We start from the raw sequence: 23,741 nt of genomic DNA on the forward strand, positions 1-23,741 counted from the left end.
AGGAATGGATAATAAAAAGGTTTGGTCACTTCTTTGGCAAGGAGTCCCTCTCACGGAACTTCGGAATTCTGGGTTTCCTGAACCTCCCGAGGGGAGAGCGACGCTTTGGTCTTGGTCTCTTGTACTTCTCCCCTCTCCGCCTGTAATACCATACTCCAGCTAAGAAAGCTACCACAAGCAGTAAGAGTATTAGAGCAATCCACGTCGAGCTTTTTCCTCCTTCAGCCCGCTTCTCAGTGCTTGACGTTGTGGACGTTCTTGGGGGCCTTGGACTGGCTGTTGAGGTGGTTGAAGATGTCGGCGCTGGGGTTGTCGCACGAACGCTACCGTTTATGGTGCTTACGTGACCGTTGGCCTTCAAGGCGAAGGAGTAGGAAACGTTACCCGGCGGAATTTGGAAGACCATCTTCAACGTGCTGTTGCCGGGAGGGATTTTGTGGACTATGGAGTCCTTGTAGAGGGTCTTTCCTCCCTCAGAGATACGGTAGGACAACATAGCCTCAACGGTGTCACCGGGATTGAAAATTGAGAGAACAAAGGAAAGCCTGCCGTTGGAATAGTCCGCTTTGAGATTGACTATCTTTGGAGGGGCGATTACCTGGTATTTAACCTCACTGCTCCCCACGAGTCTGTCCCCAAGGAAGAGTCTGACGTGGGCCGTGAGATTGCCCCCGACGTTGGTTGGAAGTGGGAGCTCAAAGACCCCTGTTCCGGGTGAAAGGTTCAGCTCCTTTGAGCTCTTTCCAACGCTCTCGTTTCCTCGAAAGACCTCGACTTCGAGCCTGACCTTGGCCTTTCTCTCCGATAGAATCGTCACGTAGAGCCCGTTCTTTTCATTGGGCTTTACTCTGTCTCTCTGAAGCGAAATGCCCGCGAGCTTAATTCCAACGAGGACTGTGAAGTTCTTGGTGAAGGTGTAGCTTCCTCCCCCTCCAGAGAGGGAATACTTGAGTGTGTACCTGCCTTCAGGATAATGAAGCCCTATCGGAACCGTGAACTTTATCAGAGAATCGCCAGGGGAAACTCTGATGCGCTCTGTTTTTGAGTAATACCTCTTTCCTCCTCTCTCCAGGGAGACGCTCGCGGTTACGGTAACGTTTTTGTGGCCTATGTTGAGGACGTGGGAGTACACCACAACGTTTTCACCAACGAAGGCGTACGAGAACTGGCCCCTTCCGGGAATGTAGGTTTCGGCCCCCTTGAAGATAAGTGGTGAAGCCAGAACCATAAGTGGCACATCGGCGCGAACTATGACAACCTGTCCTCCGCTCTTCCCAAGAAACCTTAGATGGAGGGTGTAGTTGCCGGGGGTAACGTTCCCAGAACAGGTAAGGCGGTAGGCTACCCTCTTTTCCTCCCCGCTCTTCCAGCTTGAAAAGACCCGGGGGGATATCGTCAGGTTGAAGCCTCCAACTTCCCTGCCAGACTCATCCTCCACCCAGAAGCGCTGGTAACTGATGAGCGAATAGGCCAGCGGTGCCTCGTTCTTTAAGGTTATCTCGCCTTGGGCGTAGTCCCCCTTGACAACTGTAATCGTTGCGCCCGTTGTGAGCCTTCCAAACTGAGCCGAGACGTTAGGCAGGAATGAAACAAAGAGCATCAGTGCTATCAATGGGGGTAAATACCTCCGCATGTTCTTCACCGCTCAAAATAGGGTGTTCAGGATTTAAAGGCTACCCCTGACGGCGGGGAGCAGGAGCGCGATTCCCAGAATTCCAATCAGTACTGAGAAGATCATGTAGAGCCTGTAAACCAGCAGGCTGGAGAAGTGGGGCCTGACGATGAGGCCGATTATTGTCAGCATAACCCCATAGAGGGTCGCGAAAATGCCAAGCGAGAGCCTGAGGTCAATCCCTATCAGGAGGAGTATTCCGAAAACAGCCCCAGCAAAGACCGTAACGTGAGGCACCGTAAATGCCAGATAGTTCATGAAGGTTCTTTCCTCGCCCATACCCATCACTCCGAGATGAAAGCGTAGGTTGTCGTTGTTGGAAGCTCACGCCTGACCCTCGAGAGGAGGTATCTCAGGTAGAGCCTTTCCTCCGGCTCGTCGAGGGGGTCGTAGGTTCCCAAAACCCTGTCTATCAGCTTTACCGCAGTCCTGCCCCTGACCCTGAAGTAGCCCCTGAAGTCCGTGACTATCTCAAGGACAACGGGCAGGAGGAGCTTTTCATCGTCACCCGGGTCGAGGAGCAGGGCAATCTTTTCGAGCTCGCTCCTTCTGAAGCTGTGCCAGCTCCCGTCGCGAAGTTTAACCCCCGGCCGTTCCTCGGCCAGGAGGGACTTCAGTGTTACCCTCCGTGCCGGCAGGTGGACGTTTATCCTGTATATCTCCCTGATGAGGGCGTCCTCAATTTTCCCCATGGTAGTGGGGAAACCCCTTTAAAGATAAAATTTGCTTAACTTTTAAACATCAAAATTCTGGGTTTGGGACTTCAGAATTTAACTTATAATGTCAAAGAATTCAGCGGATTTCCTCTTCCTCAACACCTTTTGAGTGGACTATTATTGATGCCCCAACTATGAGAACCGCGCCTATAATCTGTGGCGGAGTCAGCTTTTCCCCGAAGAGGACGTATGCAAGGGCTATCGCAACAACGGGTTCGACCGTTGCCACTATGCTGGCTCTGCTAACCTCAACCTCCCGGAGTGCGTGGTTGTAGAGGACGTAGCCGAGAAAGGTCGGAAAAAACGCCAGTCCGAGAAGGTAGGGGATAGCCCCTGATGGGACTGAAAACTTTGCAAAGGGGGCCAGGTAAAGCAACCCGAAGAAGAGCGTCATGAAGAGAACCCTCTCGGGTCTCTCGTCCCTGACACCGAACTTTGCCAGGATTCCATAGAGGGAGTAAACGAAGCCAGTGCCTACCCCCGTGATGAGGGGCAAAAGGCCCACATTGAAGTTCACGTTACCAGCGACGAGGACGACGCCGAGCATGACCATAATGAGGGAAACCGCCTTCTCGGCCGTTATCGGCTCCCTGAAAATTAAACGGCCAAGCAACACAGAAAATGCCGGGGCGGTGTAGACCAGAAGGACGGCGAAACCGACCGATGAAATCTTGACGGTGTAGAAGTAGAGGGTGTAGAAGGCAAAGACACCAACGAGGCCGTAGATTGCGTAGAAAGAGAGCCTTCTTCTTGTAAAGGGGTTCTCGTGGAGGAAGAGTGCTATGTAGGAGCCGAGGATTATGAGGGCAAAGAGAACCCTCCAGAAGACCATTGTGAAGGAGTCAACTCCGTAGCGGTAGATGTAGGTGGCGAATATTCCCAGGGTTCCCCACATACTCGCAGCGAGAAAAACCAAAAGGTAACCGCGTTTCATGGGGTCACCTCAAAAAGAAGGTCCGGTTGGAAGCCTTCTCTTGTGCTCGCTTGACTTTACGAGGTTCTCCACGTGTTCGACGGTTTCAACGCTTATTCCAAGCTCCCCTGCAATCTTCTCCTTTGGCATCTTTAGGTCTACCAGACGCCAGAGTATCTCATCGAGGAGCCGGTAGCTTATTCCCAGCTCGTCTTCGTCCGTCTGGCCCTCCCAGAGGCCAGCCGTTGGCTTCTTCTCGATTATCCTCTCCGGGACTCCGAGGAGCTTCGCTATCTCCCACACTTCAGTCTTGTAGAGGTTTATCAGCGGTGCGTAGTCGCTGGCCCCGTCGCCCCATTTTGTGAAGTAGCCAGTCAGGAACTCGCTCCTGTTGCTTGTCCCGAGGACGAGACGGTTTAGGGCGTTTGCATGGGCGTAGAGCAGAACCATCCTTGTTCTGGCCATTATGTTGCCGAGGCTCTTCTTGTCCGGCTCAAAACCGAGGGACTTGACGAACTCCTCAACTATAGGCCTTATGTTGACAACCTTGCACTTTATACCAAGGCTTTCGCAGACGAGCTTTGCGTCCTCAACGTCTCTGTTCTCGTAGTAGGGCATTATGAGGCCGAGAACCTTTTCGCTTCCGAGGGCCTTCACGGCGAGGTATGCTGTGGTGGCACTGTCTATTCCACCGCTTATGCCAACTACAACGCCATTAGTTCCCGCTTCCCTGACCTTCTCCGATATAAAATCCACTATTCTCTCGATGGCCTTCTCGTAATCGAGGGTTCTCACGAGCTCACCCCCTGAGGATCCTCTCAAGGCCAATCCAAGCCAGTATCGTGCCCACTATCGCGAAAATAAACGCAGGTATTGCCAAATCTGAGTAGGGGTACTCGATGGCCTTGACCTCATAGCTGTAGTTTACCTCGCCCTTAAAAACGTTTACAGTTGGCCTCTCACCGGGGTAAAGCGTGAGGTTTCCCGTCAGGTTGTATGAGGTGTAGTTTGACCCCCATGAGACCATAATGCTGGCGTTTTTGGAGCTGAGCCTCAGGCTTCTGTTGGTTACGACGTGCTCCTCGAAACTTGAGTTTCCTACGGGGTGCTCGCCGACCCCAAAAGTACCGGACTGAGAGTACGAGATTGGGTTTGAGTAGAAGACGGAAACCGCGGAAAGGACGAGGGCAAGTAAAAGAAATGAAAGGCCCAAGAGAAATAACTTGGAGCGGAAAATAATTGAGAGGGAGGGCATTGAAACCACCGGTCAGAACTTGCCGACGAGGTGGCACTCTGCAAAGTGGTTGTGTTCGTACTCGATGAGCTTCGGTTGCTGGACATCGCAGAGGCCCTTCTGAGTGTAGATACACCTCGGGTGGAAGCGGCAACCGGGTGGTATCTCGACGGCACTCGGAACTTCACCCTTGATTGGTAGCTCCTTGATGACGTTCCTTCTCTCGGGCTTCGGCTCCGGAACCGCCGCAAGGAGCGCTCTTGTGTAGGGATGGAGCGGATTGTCTATGACCCTTTTAGCCGGTCCCATCTCCACTATCCTTCCGAGATACATCACTGCTATCCAGTCGGCAAAGTACCTGGCCGTCGAGAGGTCGTGGGTGATGTAGAGGTAGGTGACCCCCATCTTGTCCTTGAGATCCTTCATCAGCTCAAGGATTTCAGCACGGATCGAGACGTCGAGCATCGAAACCGGCTCGTCTGCAACCACGAACGTCGGATTCAGGATAAGGGCTCTGGCTATAGCCACACGCTGTCTCTGACCACCGGAGAGCATGTGGGGAAACCTGCTGACGTAGTCTTCTGGTGGGGTAACCTTGACCATTTCGAGGGCCTTGTAAATGAGCTCCTCGCGCTCTGCCCTCGTTTCCCCAATGCCGTGTATCAGGAGGGGCTCCTCAAGGACGTCGAATATTCTGAAGCGCGGGTTTAGAGAGGCAAATGGATCCTGGAATATCATCTGCACTTTTCTCCTGTAAGCAAGGAGCTCTTCCTTGGTTGTTATCTCCGTGACATCCTGCCCTTCGAGGTAGATTTTGCCGTCAGTGGGTTCTAGAAGCTTGACGATGAGCCTTCCGGTCGTTGACTTTCCACACCCACTCTCTCCAACAAGGGCGAAGACCTGCTGCTTGTATATCTCAAAGCTGACTCCATCGACGGCGTGGACAAAGCGCTGTGGCTCACCGCGGAGGCTCGCTAGGAGACCTCTCTTGAGGGGGAAGTATTTCTTGAGGTTTTCAACCTTGAGTATTGGCTCCGCCATCGTTCACACCTCACAGCAACCAGCATGCGGCGTAGTGGTCTTTATCAATCTCCTTCAGTTCAGGCACCTGTTCCCTGCAGATGTCCATAGCGTAGGGGCACCTCGGGTGGAAGCGACATCCCTTTGGCGGGTTGATGAGGTTGGGTGGCTGGCCGGGAATGAATTCGAGCTTTTCAACGTCCTCGTGAAGCCTCGGTATCGCCGCGAGGAGCTTCTGGGTGTAGGGATGTGCAGGTTCGTAGTAAACCTTCTCGCTGTCACCGATCTCGACTATCTTTCCTGCGTACATTATGGCAACGCGGTCGCTGATCTCGGCTAGAATACTGAGGTCGTGAGTGATGAATATCATCGATAGGCCGAGCTCCTTCTTGAGGCGCTTCATTAGGTTTATGATCTGTGCCTGAACGACGACATCGAGGGCCGTTGTGGGCTCATCCGCTATGACGACGCTGGGTTCCATGAGCAGAGCCATGGCTATGATGACACGCTGTTTCATACCTCCGCTGAGCTCGTGGGGGTAGCGGTAGACTATCTCGGGATCAAGGCCAACCAGCTCAAGGTACTTCTGGGCCCTGTCGAGGGCCTCCTCCTGCGACATCCCCTTGTGGTAGAGGAGCGGTTCCGTCATCTGATAGCCAACGGTGTAGACCGGGTTAAGGGCGTTCATTGCTCCCTGGAATATCATCGAGATCTTTTCCCACCTGATCTCCTTCCTGAGGACGTCCTCCGGGAGGCCCACTATTTCCCTGCCGTCTATCTTGATGCTCCCGTCAACTATCTTGCCCGGTGGGGTTGGCATGCCCAAAAGGGTGAAACCGAGGGAGGACTTGCCACACCCACTCTCACCGGCAAGTCCAAGCACTTCACCCTTCTTGAGTTCGAAGGACACATCGTCCACTGCCTTGACGACGCCCTTGTTGGTGAAGTAGTACATCTTGAGGTTCTTAACTTCGAGGACTGTCTTGGCCATTCATACCACCTCACGCGCGCTTGAGCCTCGGGTTGAGGACGGTGTCGAGCGAGACACCAATCAGGACGAATATGAGTCCGACTGTGGCTATTGCAAGTCCGGGCGGAATGACCTGCCACCAGTAGCCGTTTATTGTTGCACCGTTCATCTGGGCGTCGTTCAGCATCCTGCCCCAGCTTATCATGTTCGGGTTGGTGAGGCCGAGGAAGCTCAATCCGGCTTCGCTGAGTATTGCTCCGGGAACGCTGAGGGCTATGTTGGCGAAGGCGTAGGGTAGCAACTGCGGGACGATGTGCTTGAAGACTATCCTTCCGGTTCCCGCACCGAGGGCCCTGGCTGCCTCGATATAGGTCTGCTCCTTAATCTGCAGTGCCATACTTCTGGCCACCTTGGCCGTACCCATCCATCCGAAAAGGACGAGGATTCCGACCAGCTGCGTCAGGGAGATTCTGCCTCCAAAGTACAGCGAGAGCAGGATAAGCATCGGGAGCACTGGAAGGGTCATCATGAACTCGTTGAGTCTCTGCAGGAACTCGTCCACCCAGCCTCCGAGGTAAGCACTTGTAACCCCGTAGAGGACGCCTATGAGGACGGTGCTTATTGCAACCGAGAGACCTATTGCTATCGCTATTCTGATACCCCAGAGCAGACCGACAGCTATAGGCCTTCCTTTTTGGTCGGTCCCGAGTAAGCCGAAGGTTCTTCCAACCATCGCGACCTCGAACTTGTCGAAGCTGACGCTTACGTATTTCGGAGCCGTTATTATGATCGTGAACTTGTAAGTTCCTTGGAGACCGGTTGAGTTGTATATGACTGTCTCAAGCGGGAGGAGATGGCCCTTTCCGTCGGTGATGCTACCGAAGAGTATCTTCATCGGGTCCGCACTCTGGTAGTAGCCGTAAAGGGTGTTGTTCATCTGGAGCTGCTGGTTGAGGTACATGAGCTTCATCTCAAGCGGGAGTTGCTGGGGTATTTGCATTGGGAGCTGGTAAACGCCGTTCTCGTAGAGCCAGTAGAAGAGGAGGCTCTTAACCTGGGGGGTGTAGGCCAGCTGAAGTGCACCCGTGTTGGGGAGCTGGGCCTCTCTGAGGAGCGTGAGGCTCTCGTATTTAACACCCTGCTCCGGAGGCCTCTGAACGCGTATCGAGACCTTTGGTGTATCCTGCGGGCGGGAGGCGTTTGAGATTAATCCGGTTATGACTATGTCCTTGGGTGGAACCTGGTAGGACATGTCGTAGTTGAATGTCAGGATGTAAACGTTGTTTGTGCCGTTTTTGGTAGATTCAACCTTCATCTGGTGGATGTTGAATACCTTCTGCGGGGCCTTCGTTTCCTTGACGAAGTAGTTCTCCCATGAGGGAGGAGCGTTCTTTGGATTGACTATCCAGGCCTGGCCGGTTTGCCACTTCTCGGGGATGTCTGGACTCGTCATGTAAGGGGCTGCGAGGGCGAGACCCACGAGGATTATGAGCAGGGCCAGTCCGACCATACCGGATTTCTGGTGCTTGTATTCGCTCCAAAACCTCTTGACGCTGTCCTTGAAGTCAACCCATCTCATTCCTCACCACCTCACGACCTCGCGGCGGCACCGACCCTGACACGCGGGTCAAGGTAGCCGTAGAGTATGTCCGCCAGTACCATTGAGAACACTGTCAGGAACGCGAACATGTAGTTCAGGGCCATCATGGTTCTCACGGCGTTGAGCTGGAGGGCCTCCCAGTAGAGACGGCCCATTCCCGGCCAGTTAAAGACGATCTCGGTAATTATGGCACCGCCGAGCGATCCTATCATGGCGAAGATTATCATGGTGACTATTGGTGGAGCCGCAGCCTTAAGGGCGTGGCCGTAGATGACCTTCCTCTCAGGGACACCCTTGGCCCTAGCGACCATAATGAAGTCTTCCTGCATGGTTCCTATCATAATGTTCCTTATTATCCAAGACCAGCCTCCAAAGGAAACCGTCACTATGGTCAGAACCGGGAGGCTCATCTTCTTGAGAATGTTGCCCCATCCACTAACTGCTGTCTGGGAGTAGAGGGTTATTGGTAGCCATCCGAGGTAGACGACGAAGAACAGTATCATGAGCATTCCGAGCCACCACATTGGCAGGCTGGTGGTAAGCATTGCGAGTATGGATATCGTCCTGTCGAGGAGGCTTCCGGGCTTTTGGGCGCTTTTGACACCAAGGGCAAGCCCTATGAATATTATTATCACCTGAGCGGTTGTGAACAGCAGGATCGTCCTTCCAAGGGCAGTCTTAATCTGCTCCGAGACTTTATGAGTACCAAAGACCGCCGGAATAGAATTGCCCCATTTGAAGAAGAACGTATCTATAGTGTACATCCACGCGCGCTCCCAGTATGGTTTGTCGAGGCCGTAGTAGTGCATTCTCTGTGCTCTATACTGCTCTATCAGCTCCTTACTGGGAGCCTGGTGGTGGCTTTGGGTGTACCCTCTAACCCACTGCTGGACTTCGGAATCAACCTGCGCCGTCAGTTGGATTGTGGCCAGCTTCGTAAAGAGGGCCGACATTAAGAGCACGGCGAGGAAGAGAATAATCACCGCGTTCACGAGTCTGTACGTCACGTACTTGCCGAAACCCATGGCCATTTTAACCCCTCCGAGGTTTCATTGGATGCTCGCAAAGGTCAACTTTTACGTGAAAGTTAAAGTTTAAATAGTTTTCCCCAAAAGTGCACATATGCACACATGTGTTCATCGAAATTTATGAAAATTTCTGTTGTAGAAGAGTCCGAATTTGACAAAAACAAAACAAAAAGATGGGTAGAGGCCAGGGGCCTCACTTCTTCTTGGCGAAGTACCAGGCGGCACCGATTATGATGATTATGACGATGCCGATTATGGCGTAGGTCGTGGTGTTGGTTCCTCCGCCGGTGGTCTGGGTGCCGCTGCTCTGGCTGGCCTGGCTCGTGCTGGTGCTGCTGGTGGTCTTGCTGGTAGTGGTGGTCTTGCTCGTGGTGGTCTTAGTTGTTGTGGTGGTCTTGGTAGTGGTTGTCTTGGTCGGGGTCGGGATGACCGACCTTGCCGCGAGGAAGCTTCCGAGACCGCTTATCGGGTCGGGCATGGTGACGGTTATCTTCTTGTTGGTCAGGAAGAAGTTCCAGGTTTCGACGGTGTAGACGCGTGGTGAGTTGAGCATGTGGGTTCCGTAGGCGAGCTTGTAGAGGTCCCAGAACTGGTCGAGGCTCTCGATGCTGACGCTGGTGTTGTTCGGTCCCTTCCAGCTGTTGTAGGCGAGAACCATGGCGAGGTCGTAGCCTCTCCAGTTGAGGAGTGGCTTGAGCTTGTCGGGAGTGTTGTAGTACTTGAGGTCGAGGGTGCTTATGAACTTGTTAACGTCGCCATCGGCTATGGTGTTGACGAGGTCCTGGACGGTCATCGGGTTCTGGTAGTTGGTTGCCCAGTTCGGGTCAACGTAGTAGTCGAAGAACCAGAAGTCCCAGGCAATGCTCGTGACAGACTGAATACCACTGCTGACCCAACCCTCAGTGTAAACGTGCCACTGGAGGGTCCTCGGGTCCTGACCGTAGACAGTCTTGCTGGCCTGGCTCCTCTGCCACTGCAGGAGCTCGACGTTGAAGCCTGCCTTCTGGAGGATCTGGGCGATGTACTTACCCTCGTCAAGCCTCTGGTCCTCGACACGGGCAATGACCTTAAGGGTCACGGGCTCGCCGTCGTAGTACCACTTGCCGTCCTTCTTCTCAAGTTTGTGGCCCTTGGCTGCGAGGGCCTTGGCGGCGTTGTTCATTGCCTGGTCGATGAGCTTGAGGGCGTAGTTCTCGTCACCCTGTGGGGTGAATCCGAGGGCCTTGGCGACTGTCATTATCCTCATGTAAGCGTCAACCTGTCCGCTGACCTCCGGGCCGAACATTGGGGCACCGCTACCCTGGAGTATCTGGCTGACAATGTTCTGCCTGTTGACGAGCCAGTTCATTGCGTACCTCACGCCACGGAGGGCCATCGGGTTGAACTTGAGGGTTCCGGATGAGTTGACGAGACCGGTCTCGGGGTCGCCGACGAGGTTGAGGTCAAGTGACCACCAGACGGCGATGGTCTTGATCGGGTTGAGGTTCTTACCGTACTGCTGCATGACCTTGGCTATGTCGCTGTACGGGGTAGCGTACCAATAGAAGTCGTACTCGCCCTTTGCGACGGCGAGAATAGCAGTGTCCTTGTTGAGGGTACCGTAGATGTCTATCTCCTTCCAGTTGGGCTCCCACGGCAGGGGCTTGCCGTTAACGGTTCCCGGGAAGCCAATCCTCTTGTTGTTGGCTAGCTTGAGGATGACGGTCATGGCCTTGGGGTCGTACTTCTCAACATAGTACGGGCCATCGCTTATGAGGACGTTCTTGTAGTTGTCAACCCACTTGATTATTCCCTGGTAGCCGGCCTTGGCGAGGTCGGCGGTGATTCCGGCCTGCTCCTCACTGATGCCCCACTTCTGGAGCCAGGGCTTGAGGGTGCTGAGCCAGACCGGTATCGGGTCCTTCATAAGGGCCTGGGCCTCGGCCTTGAAGTAGGGAGCCTGCTCGGGGTCGATCATGTCGAGCTGGTAACCGTTCTGGGGAGTGGTACTCCATGAGAACTCCTTGCCATTGACTCCGTTGGCGACCATGTTGCTCATGACGTTGTAGAGCTCCCACGGGAAGGCGGGCTTCTCCATGAAGTTACCGATGGCGGTGCTCCACTTGTCGTAGGGAACGACGAAGTCCTGGTAGAGGGTGTACTCGATGTAGTCGCTGGTGACCTTGTCAACCTTTAGACCCATAACCAGCTGGAGGGTTCCCTGGTAGTTGTTGGCGTAGTCCTCGCTGTAGAACTTGTCGCCCTTGCCGTCTTGGTATGCCCACTCCCAGGTCATGGCGTAGTCGAAGAGGTAGTCGGCGAGGGTTATCGGCTGACCGTCAACCCAGGTTCCGAGACCGCACTTCCAGGTGATTGCGCTCTTGGCGGTCTTGCCCGCGTAGGGTGCAACCCACTGCTTCTGGGTTCCGTTCCAGATGACTGCATCGTCAGGAACGGGGACGTTGTACTTTATGTCAACGAGCTGGCAGCGATAGGGGTGGTACTGGGCGTCGGGACCCATCGCAACGGCCCTGTCTCCGAGGAAGTACCAGACACGGACGGTGTAAACGTCAGTGAGTCCGCTTGGTGAGGGGTTGAAGACACCCATGAAGAGGCTGCCCTGGGCAGCAAGCTGGACAATCTTAAGGGTGTCCCCTGGAACCTCTGCTGCACTGGCGGGCTTGGCAACTAAGAACACGCTAAACAACATCAAGCCCATAACGAACAGGCTTAGGGCTTTCCTATTCATACTCCTCTGCCTCCTTTAGTTTTTGGCAACGTTGCCACATACGGCGTATAATGGCATGAAGCTATACATCCGAGTCCTATTTAAGGGTTACGTTGTTGTAGAAGTTCGGGGTAAATACCAGTGAATAAAACGGCTTGATCTTGTTTTTCTAAAATGTACGGGCATATATTAAGAATTGCGACATCAAAAATGGTATTGGTGACATAAACCACGTGATATTCAGATAAATGCCGAATTAAACCGTAATCATCTTTGTAGAAACTCGAAAAAACGATTGGGTTCGAGTTTGAACTAACAAAAATCTTAAAACTGAGGCCCATTAACCTTGGGCGGGCACTATGTACGAGCTGGTTCTCAAAGGGAAGTTCCTGTTTCGTGGAATGGTCTTTGAAGGAAGCGTGGGGGTGAACGAGGGCAAAATAGAGAGGATCTCCCGGTTACCCCTGAAAGGGGGAGAGACGATAGAGCTTAAGTCGGCCATTGTTCTGCCCGGCCTTATCGATACCCATGTCCACCTCAGGGACTTCAAGGAAAAGAAAAAAGAGACAGTGGAGAGTGGCACGAAGTCTGCCCTTCATGGGGGCATTACGGCGGTTTTTGACATGCCCAACACCAGCCCACCTGTGATGGACTCCAGAACGTTTGAAAAGCGACTGGAACTCTTCGAGGGGAGGGCCTATGCTGATTATGCCCTCGGCTTCCTACTGAAGGACAACTGCAGGGAGGCCGTTAACTCGGGAGCGGACTTCTACAAGGTTTTCATGGGGTCATCGACTGGGGGGATATACTCGGAGAACTTTGAAAGCGACTACTCCTGCTCTCCGGAGGTTCTGAGCGTCCATGCCGAGGACGCGGAGGTTATAGCGAAGAACCCCGAGAGGCCTCCAGAAGCTGAGAGCCGGGCAATAAAGAGGGCCTTAAACGTTGCGGAAAGCTTGAAAAAGCCCCTTAACATCTGCCACGTCTCAACGCGCGATGGCGTGGAGGAGATACTGAAAAGAGGCTTTTCCTGGGTAACCTTTGAGGTGACGCCCCACCACCTCTTTCTAACTAGGAGGGACTACGAGAGAAACCCGCTCCTCAAGGTTTATCCGCCTCTCAGAACCGAGGAGCACAGGAGGGCCCTCTGGGAGAACCTCCCAAGGGTTCCAATCATAGCGAGCGACCACGCACCCCACACACTTGAGGATAAAGCTGAGGGAGCCGCTGGGATTCCCGGGCTTGAGACAGAAGTTGCCCTCCTCCTGGACGCGGTTAACAGGGGGATTATGACCCTTGGGGAGGTAGTGGAGAAGATGCACGAGGGGCCAATAAAAGCCTTTGGTATAATGGGAAGGGATTTCGAGGTCGGTGGGGAGGCGACGTTCACTGTGGTTGACCCAAGAAGGGAGTGGAGGGTTAAGCCCGAGGAGTTCTACACCAGAGCCAAGTGGAGCCCATGGGAAGGGCGTAGGCTTAAGGGGAAGGTCGTGATGACTCTGATAAGGGGAAGGGTCGTTATGGAGGACGATGAAATAATAGGAAAGCCTGAGGGGGTCAGGTTAAATGTACAGGGTCGTTGAGATAACCGAGACTTGGGAAGCCGGAGAGGGGGTTAGGGCGTTCAGATTCGATGGGGAGTTCGACTTAAAAGCAGGCCAGTTCGTTATGGTCTGGCTACCGGGAGCGGGAGAAAAGCCCTTCAGCCTCGCCTGGCGCGACCTGATAGTTGTGAAGAGGGTCGGGAAGTTCACATCAAGGCTCTTTGAGCTTGGTGAAGGGGACAGGCTCTGGGTCAGGGGGCCCTACGGAAGGGGCTTCGAGGCGAGGGGGGAGCGGGTGGCTCTGGTCGCTGGTGGAATTGGAATCCCCCCGCTTTACGCCCTCGCGAGGCAGGAAAGGGGAAGTTTTGGGGAGATAACCTTAATATACGGGGCCAAAAGCGAGAGGGAGGTCGTTCTGCTGGACGTGGATAAGTACGTTGACGAGGTTGTTGTAACGACCGACGACGGCTCCCTGGGAAGGAGAGGCTACCCCACTGATGTTCTGGCCGAGAGAAAAGAGGACTTCGACTGGGTCTACGCATGTGGACCTGAACCAATGCTGAAGGCCGTTTTGAGGGTTATGGAATACAGGAACGTTCAAGTCTCTGCGGAGCGCTATATGAAGTGCGGAATAGGCGTCTGTGGGAGCTGTTCCCTGGGTAAGTACCTCGTCTGCAGGGACGGGCCGGTCTTTGATGGTTTTCAGCTGAGGGGACTACTCTGACCAATCACTTTTTTAAGCCCTTTCCCGTCCTCCGGATGGGTGTGGGAATGAAGTTAACCTGGGAAGAATTCGCGAGAAAGATGGGGGTCGAGCCCCAGATCCTTGAGAACAGGGAGGCGAGACTCCTGAAGAAGTTCGTGGAGGAGATAAGCTACCCGAGTCACTGCCAGTTCTGTCAGGGGCTTGATCTGAGCAACCCGAACCCGGTTCACCACCCGAGCTACGAGCTAACTCCAGCGTGCAACCACGACTGCATATTCTGCTACTCAAACGTTGCCGTAAAGCTCGGGAAAGCTCCGAAACCCGGCTACTACGGCTGGGACAATCCGAAGGCGATAACCGTCTCCCAGTATGGAGAGCCCCTGCTAAGCCCCCGCATCGTTGAGGTTAACAAAATGCTCCGCGAGCGCTTTCCCAACGCGAGGCTCGATTTGCAGACCAACGGCTCGCTTTTGACCGAAGAACTCTGGAAGAAGCTCGATTTTGACATTGTTATGATAAGTCTTGACGCGGCAAGCAGGGAAAAGCATCTGGAGATTACGAACGCCGACACCTTCGAGGCAGTCGTTAACGCCCTGAGGATAGTTGGAAGAGACAAGAGCGTCCGCTCCGTGGTCAGAACAATATTTATGCCCGGGATAAACGATGAAGACATCCCGAAGATAGCCGAGCTGGCCTCTTCCCTTGGCGTTGACGAGATGCACCTTCAGCCACTCACAATACACGAGCTCAACGTGGAGCGCCTTAGAAAAGCCGGCCTCGACTTTGAGAGGGCCGAGAGCGTTAGAGATCTCCTCAAGGTGTCTATGAGGGCGAGGGAACATATTGATGTCCGGATAAGTGGCTGTCTTCTCGCCCAGCTCAAGAGGATGGATGCGCTGACACTCTTCAGCGTCAAGAGGGTCGCGAGGGAAGTTGCCCCGGTCGTGAAGAGGGAGAGGCAAAAGTGATAAACCCCTTTCTCCTATTATTGAGCGGTGAGACTGTTGCTCTGGGAGTTGCTCTCGGTAGTCCTCCTCCTGACCTTCCTTGGGATCAATATTCTGGTCTGGTTCGTTAGGGTCGGTGGAAAGCTCGCAGGGATAACTCTCAGAAAGGCCTTGAGGGTAGAGGTTCCCGGAAATGAGAAAAAGGGCATTGAAAGGATTTTCACTCCAATCTGGATACTCATCGGTCTCTGGGCGAGCTTCAAGGTTCGATGGGATTTTCTGGCAATGCTCTTTGCGTTCTTAGCATTCAGGAGCGGTGCGAACATCACGAGAACCCTCGTTTACAGCATCCACGACGGCAAAATCCTTGAGGACTACACCGGTGACAGCAGGGTTCTCTCGCTCCTGAGCAGGGCCGTGAGGGCAAGCCTTCTCCTTGAGGGCCTTTTCGTCCTCGCCTTTGGTCTGGCCTACAAGGCCATATCCGTAACGGCCAGACCGGGCGGGCTCTCCCGCGGGCCGTTTATAATCGAACTCTGGCTGGCAGGTCTCGTCTTCGGAGTCTTCTTCGGCTGGCTCATAGCGAGGAACAACAGGGGAATCCTTCTCGAAAACCAGATAGCCGTGGTCTCTTTCTTCGCCGGGAAGAAGGGCAGGGAGAAGGCCGATGAACTCGGGAGAAAAGTTAAGCTCAAGAGGTAACGTTTTAAAGTCATCTCCCCTTCCCCCGACATGCTCAAATGCTCGCTATGCGTCAACGATGAGAGGACGGCGAGGGTAGAGGTAGTTGACGGAAAACCCCTCTGCAGGGAGTGTCAGGTCTATCTGAGGCATCCGATAGATAGAAGGGCCATCAGGAGAGAGCTCGAAGAACTCATGGAGAAAGTCGACAGGGCAATCGTAGCGTACTCCGGCGGAAAGGACAGCGTCGTTGCCCTCTATTTGGCCAAGGAAGTCTACAGAGTGCCGGAGCTTGAGGCGGTTATGATAGACCACGGCCTTATGGCCAAGGAGGCGATAGAGAACGCCGAGAGGATAGCGGGACACCTCGGGGTTCCCTTTACGCTCTTACGCTATGACTACTCCGATATCTTCAGGAATGCCCTTTTGAAGGCACAGAGTCCCTGCAGGGCCTGCTCAAAGAGGACGATGGAGAAGCTCAGGAAGTACGCCCTCAAAAAGGGTTACAAGTATATAATAACGGGCCACGAGTTGCCCTTTGGCCACCATCCCTACAGGCTGATGAGCGGTAGGGTAGTTCAGATAAGGCTCCTATCCATGATGAGCGAGAAGGAGCGCTTTGAGATTCTGAAAAAGCTCCCCTTCGAGTTTCCGGAGTTGCCCGGCTACACAACGAACTGCCTCGTCCTCGGTCCTGCATTAGAGCTCTACTGGGAGAAGCACGGCCACAGCTTCGAGCACAGAAGGATAGCGGCACTCGTAAGATATGGCCTGATGAGCAGGGAACGGGCCGAGAAAGAGCTTGAAAAACCTAAAGTGCCGGAGTGGCAGTGGGATCTCGTCAGAAGGAAGCTCGGCCTAGACGCTCTCTGATTGCCTCAAGAGCGACGTCCAAAACTCTCTCGGGAGTTTCTTTAAACCCTCCTCCTCGGGCGAGGTTTTCGCTTCCTCCACCGCCCCCGCCGACCTTTGAGAGAACCTCCTTCAGGACTTCCCTCATGTCGAGGTCTACCCCCCAGTTCTTCGCGAGGATTATGTAGTTCTTTCCAGCAAGAGCAATAACCGTTCTGGGGTTCTTGTCAACGAAGTTAACCGCAAAGGCCTGGGCGTCCTTCAAGGGCGAGCTCTCAACGTGGGTAACGACCTTGATTCCGCCGACTTCCATAGCCTCATTAAGCAATGCCCTTCCCTTCCACTCCCAGAGTTCCCTTCTGAGGGAGTCCCTCTTAGCCCCAAGGCCCTCAAGTTCTTTCTTTAGCTCCCTGACCCTCTCAACGAGCGGGCGGTTCTTGTTGGGCATTTCGTTTAAGGCGCTCCAATAGTCCTCAAGAAGTTCATCGAGGTATTTTAGAGCCCTTACTCCCGTCGCGAACTCTACGCGCAGGAGCTTTTTGCTCTTCCGGTAAATGCGCAGAACTTTGAGGAAGCCTACCTCTCCAGTGCTCCTTACGTGGGTTCCACCACAAGGGGTGACATCGACAGTTCCGATGCGGACTATCCTTATCGGTGGCCTGACCTTCGAGGAGACCTCCTTCCTGAGGAGTGACCTCAGTTCATCCGGGAGCTCTTCGTAAACCTCAACCTCAACGGGTACATCCCCCCATATGACCTCGTTCGTCTTCCTCTCAATCTCAAGGATGTCTTTCCACGTGAGCTCGCCAGAGTAGTCTATCTCTATCTTATTGTATTCCGGAAATATCTGAAAGCCCGTGGTCTCGGCCCCGTAGAGGCCTTTGATAACCGCCGAGAGGATGTGCTGTCCTGTGTGGGCGCGCATGTTCTCGTATCTCCATTCCCAGTCGAGTACAAGCCTCACTTCCTCGCCGACTTCCGGAATTCTGCCTTCAATAACGCCCTCGTGAACGATTTCGTCCTTTCCGGTAACCTTCTCAACGCGCACTTCAAAGCCGTTCCCTTCAATCCGGCCTCTGTCGGATGGCTGTCCACCGCCTTCGGGGTAGAATATCGTCCTATCCAGAGTCAGCTTCACCCACTTTCCCTTAACTTCGAGGCCGGTAATCCTGGCCTTCGCTTCCTTAAGGTAGGGGTCTCTATAGAAAAGCTTCTCCGTCATACCACCACCGCTGAAGAATCGAGGGGGAGAATAAAAGGTTAAGTCCCCTGGCTTCTAGCCTCGATTAACGCCTTAACCCTCTTCAGCCTGAAGAAGTTCTCGCGCTCCATCTCGTCAAGCCTCTGCTTGATGAACTTGACCGTTGCTTCCATGCGCGGGATTATGATGTATTCGAGGGCATTAACGCGCCTCTTGGTGGTTTCTATCTCCTTTGCGAGCCTCTTGAGGGTCTCCTCGACTTCGGCTAGTCTTACCGCTAGGTCGAGGACTTCCTCGAACTTGTCGGCTGCAACGTCAACCTTGGCGGAGCTGGAGACGAAGGCGTAGCCCCTCTCACCGGCGCTTCTCCTGAAGGATTCGGCCTCGATGAGTGGCACCGCAACGCCCATGACGTTCCTCTTTCTGATTTCTATCTCTTTGTTTGGCCTGACCGAGAGGCTTATCTCCTTCAGCCTGAGCGTTCCGACGTCTATCTCGGCCATCTGGAGGGCCTTGAAGGCCTCCTCCATCTTGAGGTTGAGCTCTCTCCTCAGGTTGAGGGCCTCGTCGTAGATTGTGAAGAACTCCATTATCAAAGCGTCCTGCTTGTCCTTGAGGAGCTTGTGACCCTTTTTAGCTAACGTAATGCGCCTCTTCAGGTTAAGGAGCTCCATTCTCGTTGGTTTCACGTTGAGCAGTTCTGCCATTTTGACCACCTAAAAAGTTGGTTCGAGGGCATTAAGCCCTCTTCCTGTACTTCGGGTGGTACTTGAGGATATACTCCTTCCTGACACGCTTGAGCTCGCTCTCCGGGAGTTCCGCGAGGAGTTCCCAGCCGAGGTCGAGGGTCTCGAAGATGCTCCTGTCTTCATCATACCTCTGGGCGACGAACTCCCTCTCAAACCTGTCGGCGAACCTGAGGTACTTCCTGTCGGTCTCGCTCAAAGCCTCCTCACCGACGACAGCAACGAGGTCTCTGAGCGATCTACCTTCAGCGTAGGCCGCGTAGAGCTGTTGAGCCAGTTGCGGGTGGTCTTCTCTGGTTCTTCCCTTACCGATACCGTCCTTCATCAGACGGCTAAGCGAAGGTAGAACGTCTATCGGCGGGTAGATGCCCTTCCTGTGGAGTTCCCTGCTGAGGACTATCTGGCCCTCGGTAATGTAGCCGGTCAAATCCGGAATCGGGTGGGTTATGTCGTCGTCGGGCATCGTCAGGATGGGCATCTGGGTTATGCTTCCCTTCTTGCCCCTTACGCGACCGGCTCTTTCGTAGATAGTGGCTAAGTCAGTGTACATATAACCCGGATAACCCCTCCTTCCGGGAACCTCTTCTCTAGCTGCCGAAATCTCACGCAGAGCTTCCGCGTAGTTAGTCATATCTGTGAGGATAACTAAGACCTGCATGTCGTAGTCGAAAGCTAAGTACTCTGCAACCGTAAGGGCCATACGCGGGGTGATGATTCTCTCGATGGCCGGGTCGTCCGCTAAGTTAAGGAAGAGCACCGCCCTCTCTATTGCTCCGGTCTCCTCAAAGCTCTTTTTGAAGAAGTTGGCTTCTTCGTAGGTTATACCCATCGCGGCAAAAACCACAGCGAACTGTTCCTCCTCACCGAGAACCTTTGCCTGTCTGGCTATCTGGGCCGCGAGCATGTTGTGTGGTAGACCAGAGCCACTGAATATCGGGAGCTTCTGACCTCTAACGAGGGTGTTCATACCGTCTATAGCTGAGATACCGGTCTGGATAAAGTCCCTCGGGTAGGCACGGGCGACGGGATTGAGCGGAGCACCGTGAACGTCCCTTCTATCCTCGGGGATTATTTCCGGTCCGCCGTCAATGGGCTTGCCTATTCCGTTGAATATCCTGCCGAGCATGTCCATTGAAACGGGAACCTTCAAGGTCTCGCCGGTGAAGCGGACTCTGGTTGTCTTGATGTCCAGGTCGCGGGTTCCCTCGAAGACCTGAACTACCGCCATGTTCTCCCTTGCCTCAAGCACCTGACCCTTCCTCTTCTCCCCGCTCTCGGTCTCTATCTCAACGACCTCACCGTAGGCAACGCCCTTAACTCCCTCGACGATCATGAGGGGCCCGTAGATTTTGCTAACTGTCGAGTACTCCATTCCCGGCATGACAATCACGCTCCGTACTTCTTAAAGAGCTCCTCAAACTGTGCGTTCGTCTCGTCTATCAGGGCCCTGATCTTCTCGATGTCTGGCTCGAACTTCATACGGCCTATCTTTTCTCTCACGGGGAGTTTGGCTATCTCGTCGACCGGTATTCCCCTGTCTATGGCCGACATTGTCTTCTCGTAGAAGTTGAGGATGACGTGCATCATCGTGACCTGCTTCTTCGGCGGGCAGTAGGTGTCGACCTCGTCGAATGCATCCTGCTGGAGATAGTCCTCACGGAGCATTCTCGTGACTATGAGGACTGCCTTCTCCCTGTCCGGTAAAGCGTCTGGACCGACGATTCTAACGATTTCCTGCAGTTCCGCCTCCTTCTGAAGGAGTGCCATCGCTGTATCGCGCATCTTCCTCCACTCAGGGTCAACGTTCTGTTCCCACCAGCTCTGAACTGCGTCAATGTAGAGCGAGTAGCTCCTCAGCCAGTTTATTGCCGGGAAGTGTCTCCTCCTAGCTAAGTCGGCATCCAAAGCCCAGAAGACCTTGACGACCCTCAACGTGTTCTGCACAACCGGCTCGCTGAAGTCCCCGCCGGGTGGTGAAACCGCTCCGATGACGGAGACACTACCTACTCTCTCGTCGCTTCCGAGTGTGATTACGCGTCCAGCCCTCTCGTAGAACTCCGCTATCTTGCTCGCGAGGTAAGCCGGATAACCCTCCTCACCGGGCATCTCCTCAAGACGGCCTGAGATTTCACGGAGCGCTTCCGCCCACCTTGAGGTTGAGTCAGCCATTAGAGCAACGTCGTAGCCCATGTCCCTGAAGTACTCGGCGATGGTGATTCCGGTGTAGATAGAGGCCTCACGGGCCGCGACCGGCATGTTCGAGGTGTTTGCTATGAGAACTGTCCTCTCCATGAGCGGTTTTCCGGTCTTCGGGTCCTTGAGCTTGGGGAACTCCTCAAGGACGTCGGTCATCTCGTTACCGCGCTCACCACAGCCGATGTAGACGACGACGTTGGCGTCGCTCCACTTGGCAAGCTGGTGCTGTGTAACGGTCTTCCCCGAGCCAAAGGGGCCCGGAATTGCGGCCGTTCCGCCCTTTGCTATGGAGAAGAACGTGTCAATCGTCCTCTGGCCGGTTATGAGGGGAACCTCGGGCGGGAGCTTGTTCTTGTAGGGCCTCTTGACACGGACAGGCCAGCGGTGGTACATCTTGAGCTCCTCGATGGTTCCGTCCGGCTTCTTGACCTTGGCTATGACCTCCTCGACGGTGTAGTCGCCTTCCTCGGCTATCTCGACTATCTCGCCCTCAACCCACGGGGGAACGAGTATTCTGTGCTCTATTATGCTGGTCTCGGGGACGACACCGAGGATGTCTCCCCCGACGACCTTGTCGCCCACCTTAACCTTCGGAGTGAAGTGCCACTTCTTGTCCCTTGGTAAGGGATGGGCCGTGAGACCCCTCGCTATGAAGTCACCGCTCTTCTCCCTGAGCACCTCAAGGGGCCTCTGTATTCCATCGTATATGGAAGTCAGCAACCCCGGACCGAGCTCAACGGTAAGGGACGCCCCGGTTCCATTAACTGGCTCACCGGGCCTTACTCCGGCGGTTTCCTCGTAGACCTGTATGACGGCCTTGTCTCCCTCAAGGCGGATGATTTCCCCGATGAGTCCCATCTCACCGACGCGGACGACCTCGTACATCTTCGAGCCCTTCATCCCGTCGGCAACGACCAATGGACCCGTAACGCGAATTATCCTTCCCATTTCCCTTCACCTCTTCAACTCAACGCCAATCGCCCTCCTCACTATCTCGCGGAGGGCCTCTTCACCGAATCTTGAGCCGGACTTGTCCGGCACCTGAAGGATGATCGGAATCGTTACATCTGGAAGCTCAATCCTCTGGGCGAGCCTTTCGGTTATGAGGATTATTCCCACGTCCCCCTTCTCTATGAGCTCCTCCAGCTTGTTCTTCAGGCGCTCGATGTCCAGAGGAGTATCATCGAAGGCGTAAACTTCGTGGACGCCCGCCAGTTTAAAGCCGAGTGCTGTGTCCCTGTCGCCGAGGACCGCTATCTTCATTCCACCTCACCCACGATGTGCTTTATCTCCTCTGGTTGGAGGCCATCCCCAATAAGCTTTGCCATGGCCCTCAGCTTCCTTACTTCCCTGTCCTTCTTCAGGATGTAGAGCAGGGGGGTTGCCACGCTCAGCGGGTAGAACCTGTCCAGCTCCGCGACCCTTTCGATTATGTAGTCGTCCATGGCCCTCTCAAGGGCGCTGAGGTCTCCCTCAATCTCCTCGCGGACTTCCCTGATTACCGGTCCGTATTTGGTCGAGTCAAGCTCCGCGAGCGCCATGTCGAGGGAGTCCACGTGCAGGACAGACTCCATGTTTACGGTTCCTCCAGGGATCAGCAGGGGCCTTATCTCGTCCGCTGACATTCCGGCGACCTTTGCCCTGAGCACGGTTGAGAGGTTCTTCTTATCTATCGAAAGCCTGACGAACTCGGTGAGGATTACTCTCTCCTCCTCTTTCCTTGAGAGTGCGTAGTTGAGGAGCTTTGAGTAGTAAATCCTGTACAGCTCGGTTTCAAAGCGGGTTGCGTCAATTTCGCCAAGGAGGAGCTTCTGGTATGGCTCCTCGTAGGGAGTCCCCTCAAGGATGACGAGTATCTCCTCCATGGTCTTTGCCTCTGCCATGGCCTTGACCTTGGGGAGCATTTTACCGAGCTCGACGACGTAGTCGCTCGCAGGTTCGCCGGCAAGCTTGGCCTTAACGACGCTCGCTATGTTTCTTACGTCCCACTCCTCCAGCAGTATTCCGAAGAAGTCCCTTGAGCGCTTGGGCAGTATCTTGTACATCAGCTCGTAGGTTCCGGCGAGGGCTCTCTCAAGGGCCCTCTCGATTTCCTCCACGCTGTAAGACTGGATGTCGCTGAAGTACTCCTTGTACTCGGTGTCCTCAAGGTTCACGACGAAGTTCTGAAGGGTTCTGCTCTCGGCGAGCTCGTTGAACTTCTGTCCGCTCAGGAGTTTGGCCTCCATCGCCCTTATCCTTGCGTTTGGATACGAGTAGGGGGTGTATTTGTAGAGGTACGCCCCCGTCTTGTAGGCGACCCAGGTGAAGACCACTGCGAGCGTCGTGTCAAGGATTGCCACTACCGGTTCCATTACCCATCACCCAAAGAGGGCCCTGGCTATCGTGGCCCTTAGCTCGCTCTTGAAACGCTCTATCCTCGCCTCGAAGGTGTTGTCAACCCTAACCGTTCCGTCCGGGCTCTCCACAACGACCCCGCCTATTGTCTGGAGGGGTTCGCCGATGGTTACCTCAACTTCCTTTCCGAGCCTCTTGGCGAGCTCTTCCTTGAACCGGGGAAGCCTCTCGACTATGAGCTTGAGGGTTCTCTCGTTGGAGCGGAGTACTGCTGAGTTCACGCCGAGCTCCTCTATGGCCTTTGCCGTCAGCTCCACGAGTATCGGGAAGTACTCCTCGTCGTCCAGACTTGCGAGCCTCTCCTTCAGGCCGTCTATAACCTTCCTAATGTACTCCTCCTGAACGGCGAGCTTCTTCTTCCTGACCTCCAGACGGGCACTGGCAATTATCCTCTGCTTCTCTATCTCCGCCTGCGTCTTGGCCTTCCTCAGTATCCACTCGGCCCTGGCCTCTCCCCTCTTTCTTGCCTCCTCCTTGAGCTTTTCAGCTTCCTCCCTGGCCTCGTTGAGGATGTACTGTATCTTCTGCTCGGCCTCCCTGTTTATCTCCTGAATTATGAGTTCTGCACCCTCCATTTTCAGTCCTCCGTTGGTCTGTAAAGTAAAAAGTAG

At 54.3% G+C, this 23,741-nt stretch carries 23 protein-coding genes; 5 read left to right on the forward strand and 18 right to left on the reverse strand.

All coding sequences use genetic code 11. The annotated features are described in order from the left end of the window. Positions 1-25 precede the first annotated feature (25 nt). The 11 genes from MVC73_RS04925 to MVC73_RS04975 all read right to left on the reverse strand — a co-directional run bounded on the left by MVC73_RS04925 (position 26) and on the right by MVC73_RS04975 (position 11,830). Positions 26-1,642, reverse strand: a complete 1,617-nt coding sequence (locus MVC73_RS04925; RefSeq protein WP_297507682.1) for a hypothetical protein — start codon at positions 1,640-1,642, stop codon at positions 26-28. A 24-nt stretch (positions 1,643-1,666) separates the two neighbouring features. Next, positions 1,667-1,957, reverse strand: coding sequence for a hypothetical protein (locus tag MVC73_RS04930; protein WP_366938932.1), 291 nt, complete (start codon positions 1,955-1,957; stop codon positions 1,667-1,669). Continuing rightward, the gene (locus MVC73_RS04935; protein WP_297507685.1) at positions 1,957-2,364 is read right to left on the reverse strand and encodes a DUF61 family protein; all 408 of its coding nucleotides are present in this window, start codon (positions 2,362-2,364) and stop codon (positions 1,957-1,959) included. The genes MVC73_RS04930 and MVC73_RS04935 overlap by 1 nt, the downstream gene beginning before the upstream one ends. A gap of 100 nt (positions 2,365-2,464) precedes the next feature. After that, positions 2,465-3,322: an EamA family transporter gene (locus MVC73_RS04940; RefSeq protein ID WP_297507688.1), complete on the reverse strand. Its 858-nt coding sequence runs from the start codon at positions 3,320-3,322 to the stop codon at positions 2,465-2,467. A gap of 9 nt (positions 3,323-3,331) precedes the next feature. Beyond that, positions 3,332-4,096, reverse strand: a complete 765-nt coding sequence (locus tag MVC73_RS04945; protein ID WP_297507690.1) for an NAD+ synthase — start codon at positions 4,094-4,096, stop codon at positions 3,332-3,334. A gap of 4 nt (positions 4,097-4,100) precedes the next feature. Continuing rightward, positions 4,101-4,556: a hypothetical protein gene (locus MVC73_RS04950; protein ID WP_297507693.1), complete on the reverse strand. Its 456-nt coding sequence runs from the start codon at positions 4,554-4,556 to the stop codon at positions 4,101-4,103. Between the two features lie 12 nt (positions 4,557-4,568). Further along, positions 4,569-5,576, reverse strand: coding sequence for an oligopeptide/dipeptide ABC transporter ATP-binding protein (locus tag MVC73_RS04955; RefSeq protein WP_297507696.1), 1,008 nt, complete (start codon positions 5,574-5,576; stop codon positions 4,569-4,571). Positions 5,577-5,586: 10 nt separating this feature from the next. After that, positions 5,587-6,546, reverse strand: a complete 960-nt coding sequence (locus MVC73_RS04960) for an ABC transporter ATP-binding protein (protein ID WP_297507699.1) — start codon at positions 6,544-6,546, stop codon at positions 5,587-5,589. A 10-nt stretch (positions 6,547-6,556) separates the two neighbouring features. Next, positions 6,557-8,104: an ABC transporter permease gene (locus tag MVC73_RS04965; protein WP_297507702.1), complete on the reverse strand. Its 1,548-nt coding sequence runs from the start codon at positions 8,102-8,104 to the stop codon at positions 6,557-6,559. 11 nt (positions 8,105-8,115) lie between these two features. Further along, positions 8,116-9,156, reverse strand: coding sequence for an ABC transporter permease (locus MVC73_RS04970; RefSeq protein ID WP_366938933.1), 1,041 nt, complete (start codon positions 9,154-9,156; stop codon positions 8,116-8,118). Positions 9,157-9,346: 190 nt separating this feature from the next. Continuing rightward, entirely contained in the window at positions 9,347-11,830 is a 2,484-nt protein-coding gene (locus tag MVC73_RS04975; protein WP_297507705.1) for an LPXTG cell wall anchor domain-containing protein, read from the reverse strand. A gap of 389 nt (positions 11,831-12,219) precedes the next feature. Here MVC73_RS04975 and MVC73_RS04980 point away from each other — a divergent pair, with 389 nt between their 5' ends. The 5 genes from MVC73_RS04980 to MVC73_RS05000 are packed head-to-tail and all read left to right on the forward strand — an operon-like array spanning position 12,220 to position 16,611. Next, positions 12,220-13,443, forward strand: a complete 1,224-nt coding sequence (locus MVC73_RS04980) for a dihydroorotase (protein WP_297507708.1) — start codon at positions 12,220-12,222, stop codon at positions 13,441-13,443. Further along, positions 13,427-14,128 (forward strand): dihydroorotate dehydrogenase electron transfer subunit, encoded by a 702-nt coding sequence (locus MVC73_RS04985; protein WP_297507711.1) that lies wholly within the window; start codon positions 13,427-13,429, stop codon positions 14,126-14,128. The genes MVC73_RS04980 and MVC73_RS04985 overlap by 17 nt, the downstream gene beginning before the upstream one ends. Positions 14,129-14,175: 47 nt before the next feature. Then, positions 14,176-15,078, forward strand: a complete 903-nt coding sequence (locus MVC73_RS04990) for a radical SAM protein (protein WP_297507714.1) — start codon at positions 14,176-14,178, stop codon at positions 15,076-15,078. A 27-nt stretch (positions 15,079-15,105) separates the two neighbouring features. Then, the gene (locus MVC73_RS04995; protein WP_297507717.1) at positions 15,106-15,759 is read left to right on the forward strand and encodes a hypothetical protein; all 654 of its coding nucleotides are present in this window, start codon (positions 15,106-15,108) and stop codon (positions 15,757-15,759) included. 30 nt (positions 15,760-15,789) lie between these two features. Then, positions 15,790-16,611 carry a 7-cyano-7-deazaguanine synthase gene (locus MVC73_RS05000; protein ID WP_297507719.1) on the forward strand — a complete coding sequence of 274 codons (822 nt, stop codon included), beginning with the start codon at positions 15,790-15,792 and terminating at the stop codon, positions 16,609-16,611. Here MVC73_RS05000 and MVC73_RS05005 read toward each other — a convergent pair. Genes MVC73_RS05005 through MVC73_RS05035 form a run of 7 tightly spaced genes read right to left on the reverse strand, consistent with a single transcriptional unit; the run spans position 16,580 to position 23,705 of the window. Further along, a complete protein-coding gene (locus tag MVC73_RS05005; protein ID WP_297507721.1) occupies positions 16,580-17,812 on the reverse strand; it encodes a DHHA1 domain-containing protein in 1,233 nt (410 codons plus the stop codon). The two genes, MVC73_RS05000 and MVC73_RS05005, sit on opposite strands and share 32 nt — an antisense overlap. 38 nt (positions 17,813-17,850) lie before the next feature. Further along, positions 17,851-18,498 (reverse strand): V-type ATP synthase subunit D, encoded by a 648-nt coding sequence (locus MVC73_RS05010; protein WP_297507724.1) that lies wholly within the window; start codon positions 18,496-18,498, stop codon positions 17,851-17,853. Positions 18,499-18,529: 31 nt separating this feature from the next. Then, positions 18,530-19,918, reverse strand: a complete 1,389-nt coding sequence (locus tag MVC73_RS05015; RefSeq protein WP_297507727.1) for an ATP synthase subunit B — start codon at positions 19,916-19,918, stop codon at positions 18,530-18,532. A 5-nt stretch (positions 19,919-19,923) separates the two neighbouring features. Next, positions 19,924-21,681, reverse strand: coding sequence for an ATP synthase subunit A (locus MVC73_RS05020; RefSeq protein WP_297507731.1), 1,758 nt, complete (start codon positions 21,679-21,681; stop codon positions 19,924-19,926). Positions 21,682-21,687: 6 nt separating this feature from the next. Beyond that, complete coding sequence (locus tag MVC73_RS05025) at positions 21,688-21,996, reverse strand: V-type ATP synthase subunit F (RefSeq protein ID WP_297507734.1); 309 nt, start codon at positions 21,994-21,996, stop codon at positions 21,688-21,690. Then, entirely contained in the window at positions 21,993-23,087 is a 1,095-nt protein-coding gene (locus tag MVC73_RS05030) for a V-type ATP synthase subunit C (RefSeq protein ID WP_297507737.1), read from the reverse strand. Before MVC73_RS05030 ends, MVC73_RS05025 begins: the two co-directional genes overlap by 4 nt. A gap of 6 nt (positions 23,088-23,093) precedes the next feature. Continuing rightward, positions 23,094-23,705, reverse strand: a complete 612-nt coding sequence (locus tag MVC73_RS05035; RefSeq protein ID WP_297507740.1) for a V-type ATP synthase subunit E — start codon at positions 23,703-23,705, stop codon at positions 23,094-23,096. Positions 23,706-23,741: the final 36 nt, after the last annotated feature.

Origin of the sequence: Thermococcus sp. (assembly GCF_027052235.1) — an archaeon.
Lineage (GTDB): Archaea > Methanobacteriota_B > Thermococci > Thermococcales > Thermococcaceae > Thermococcus.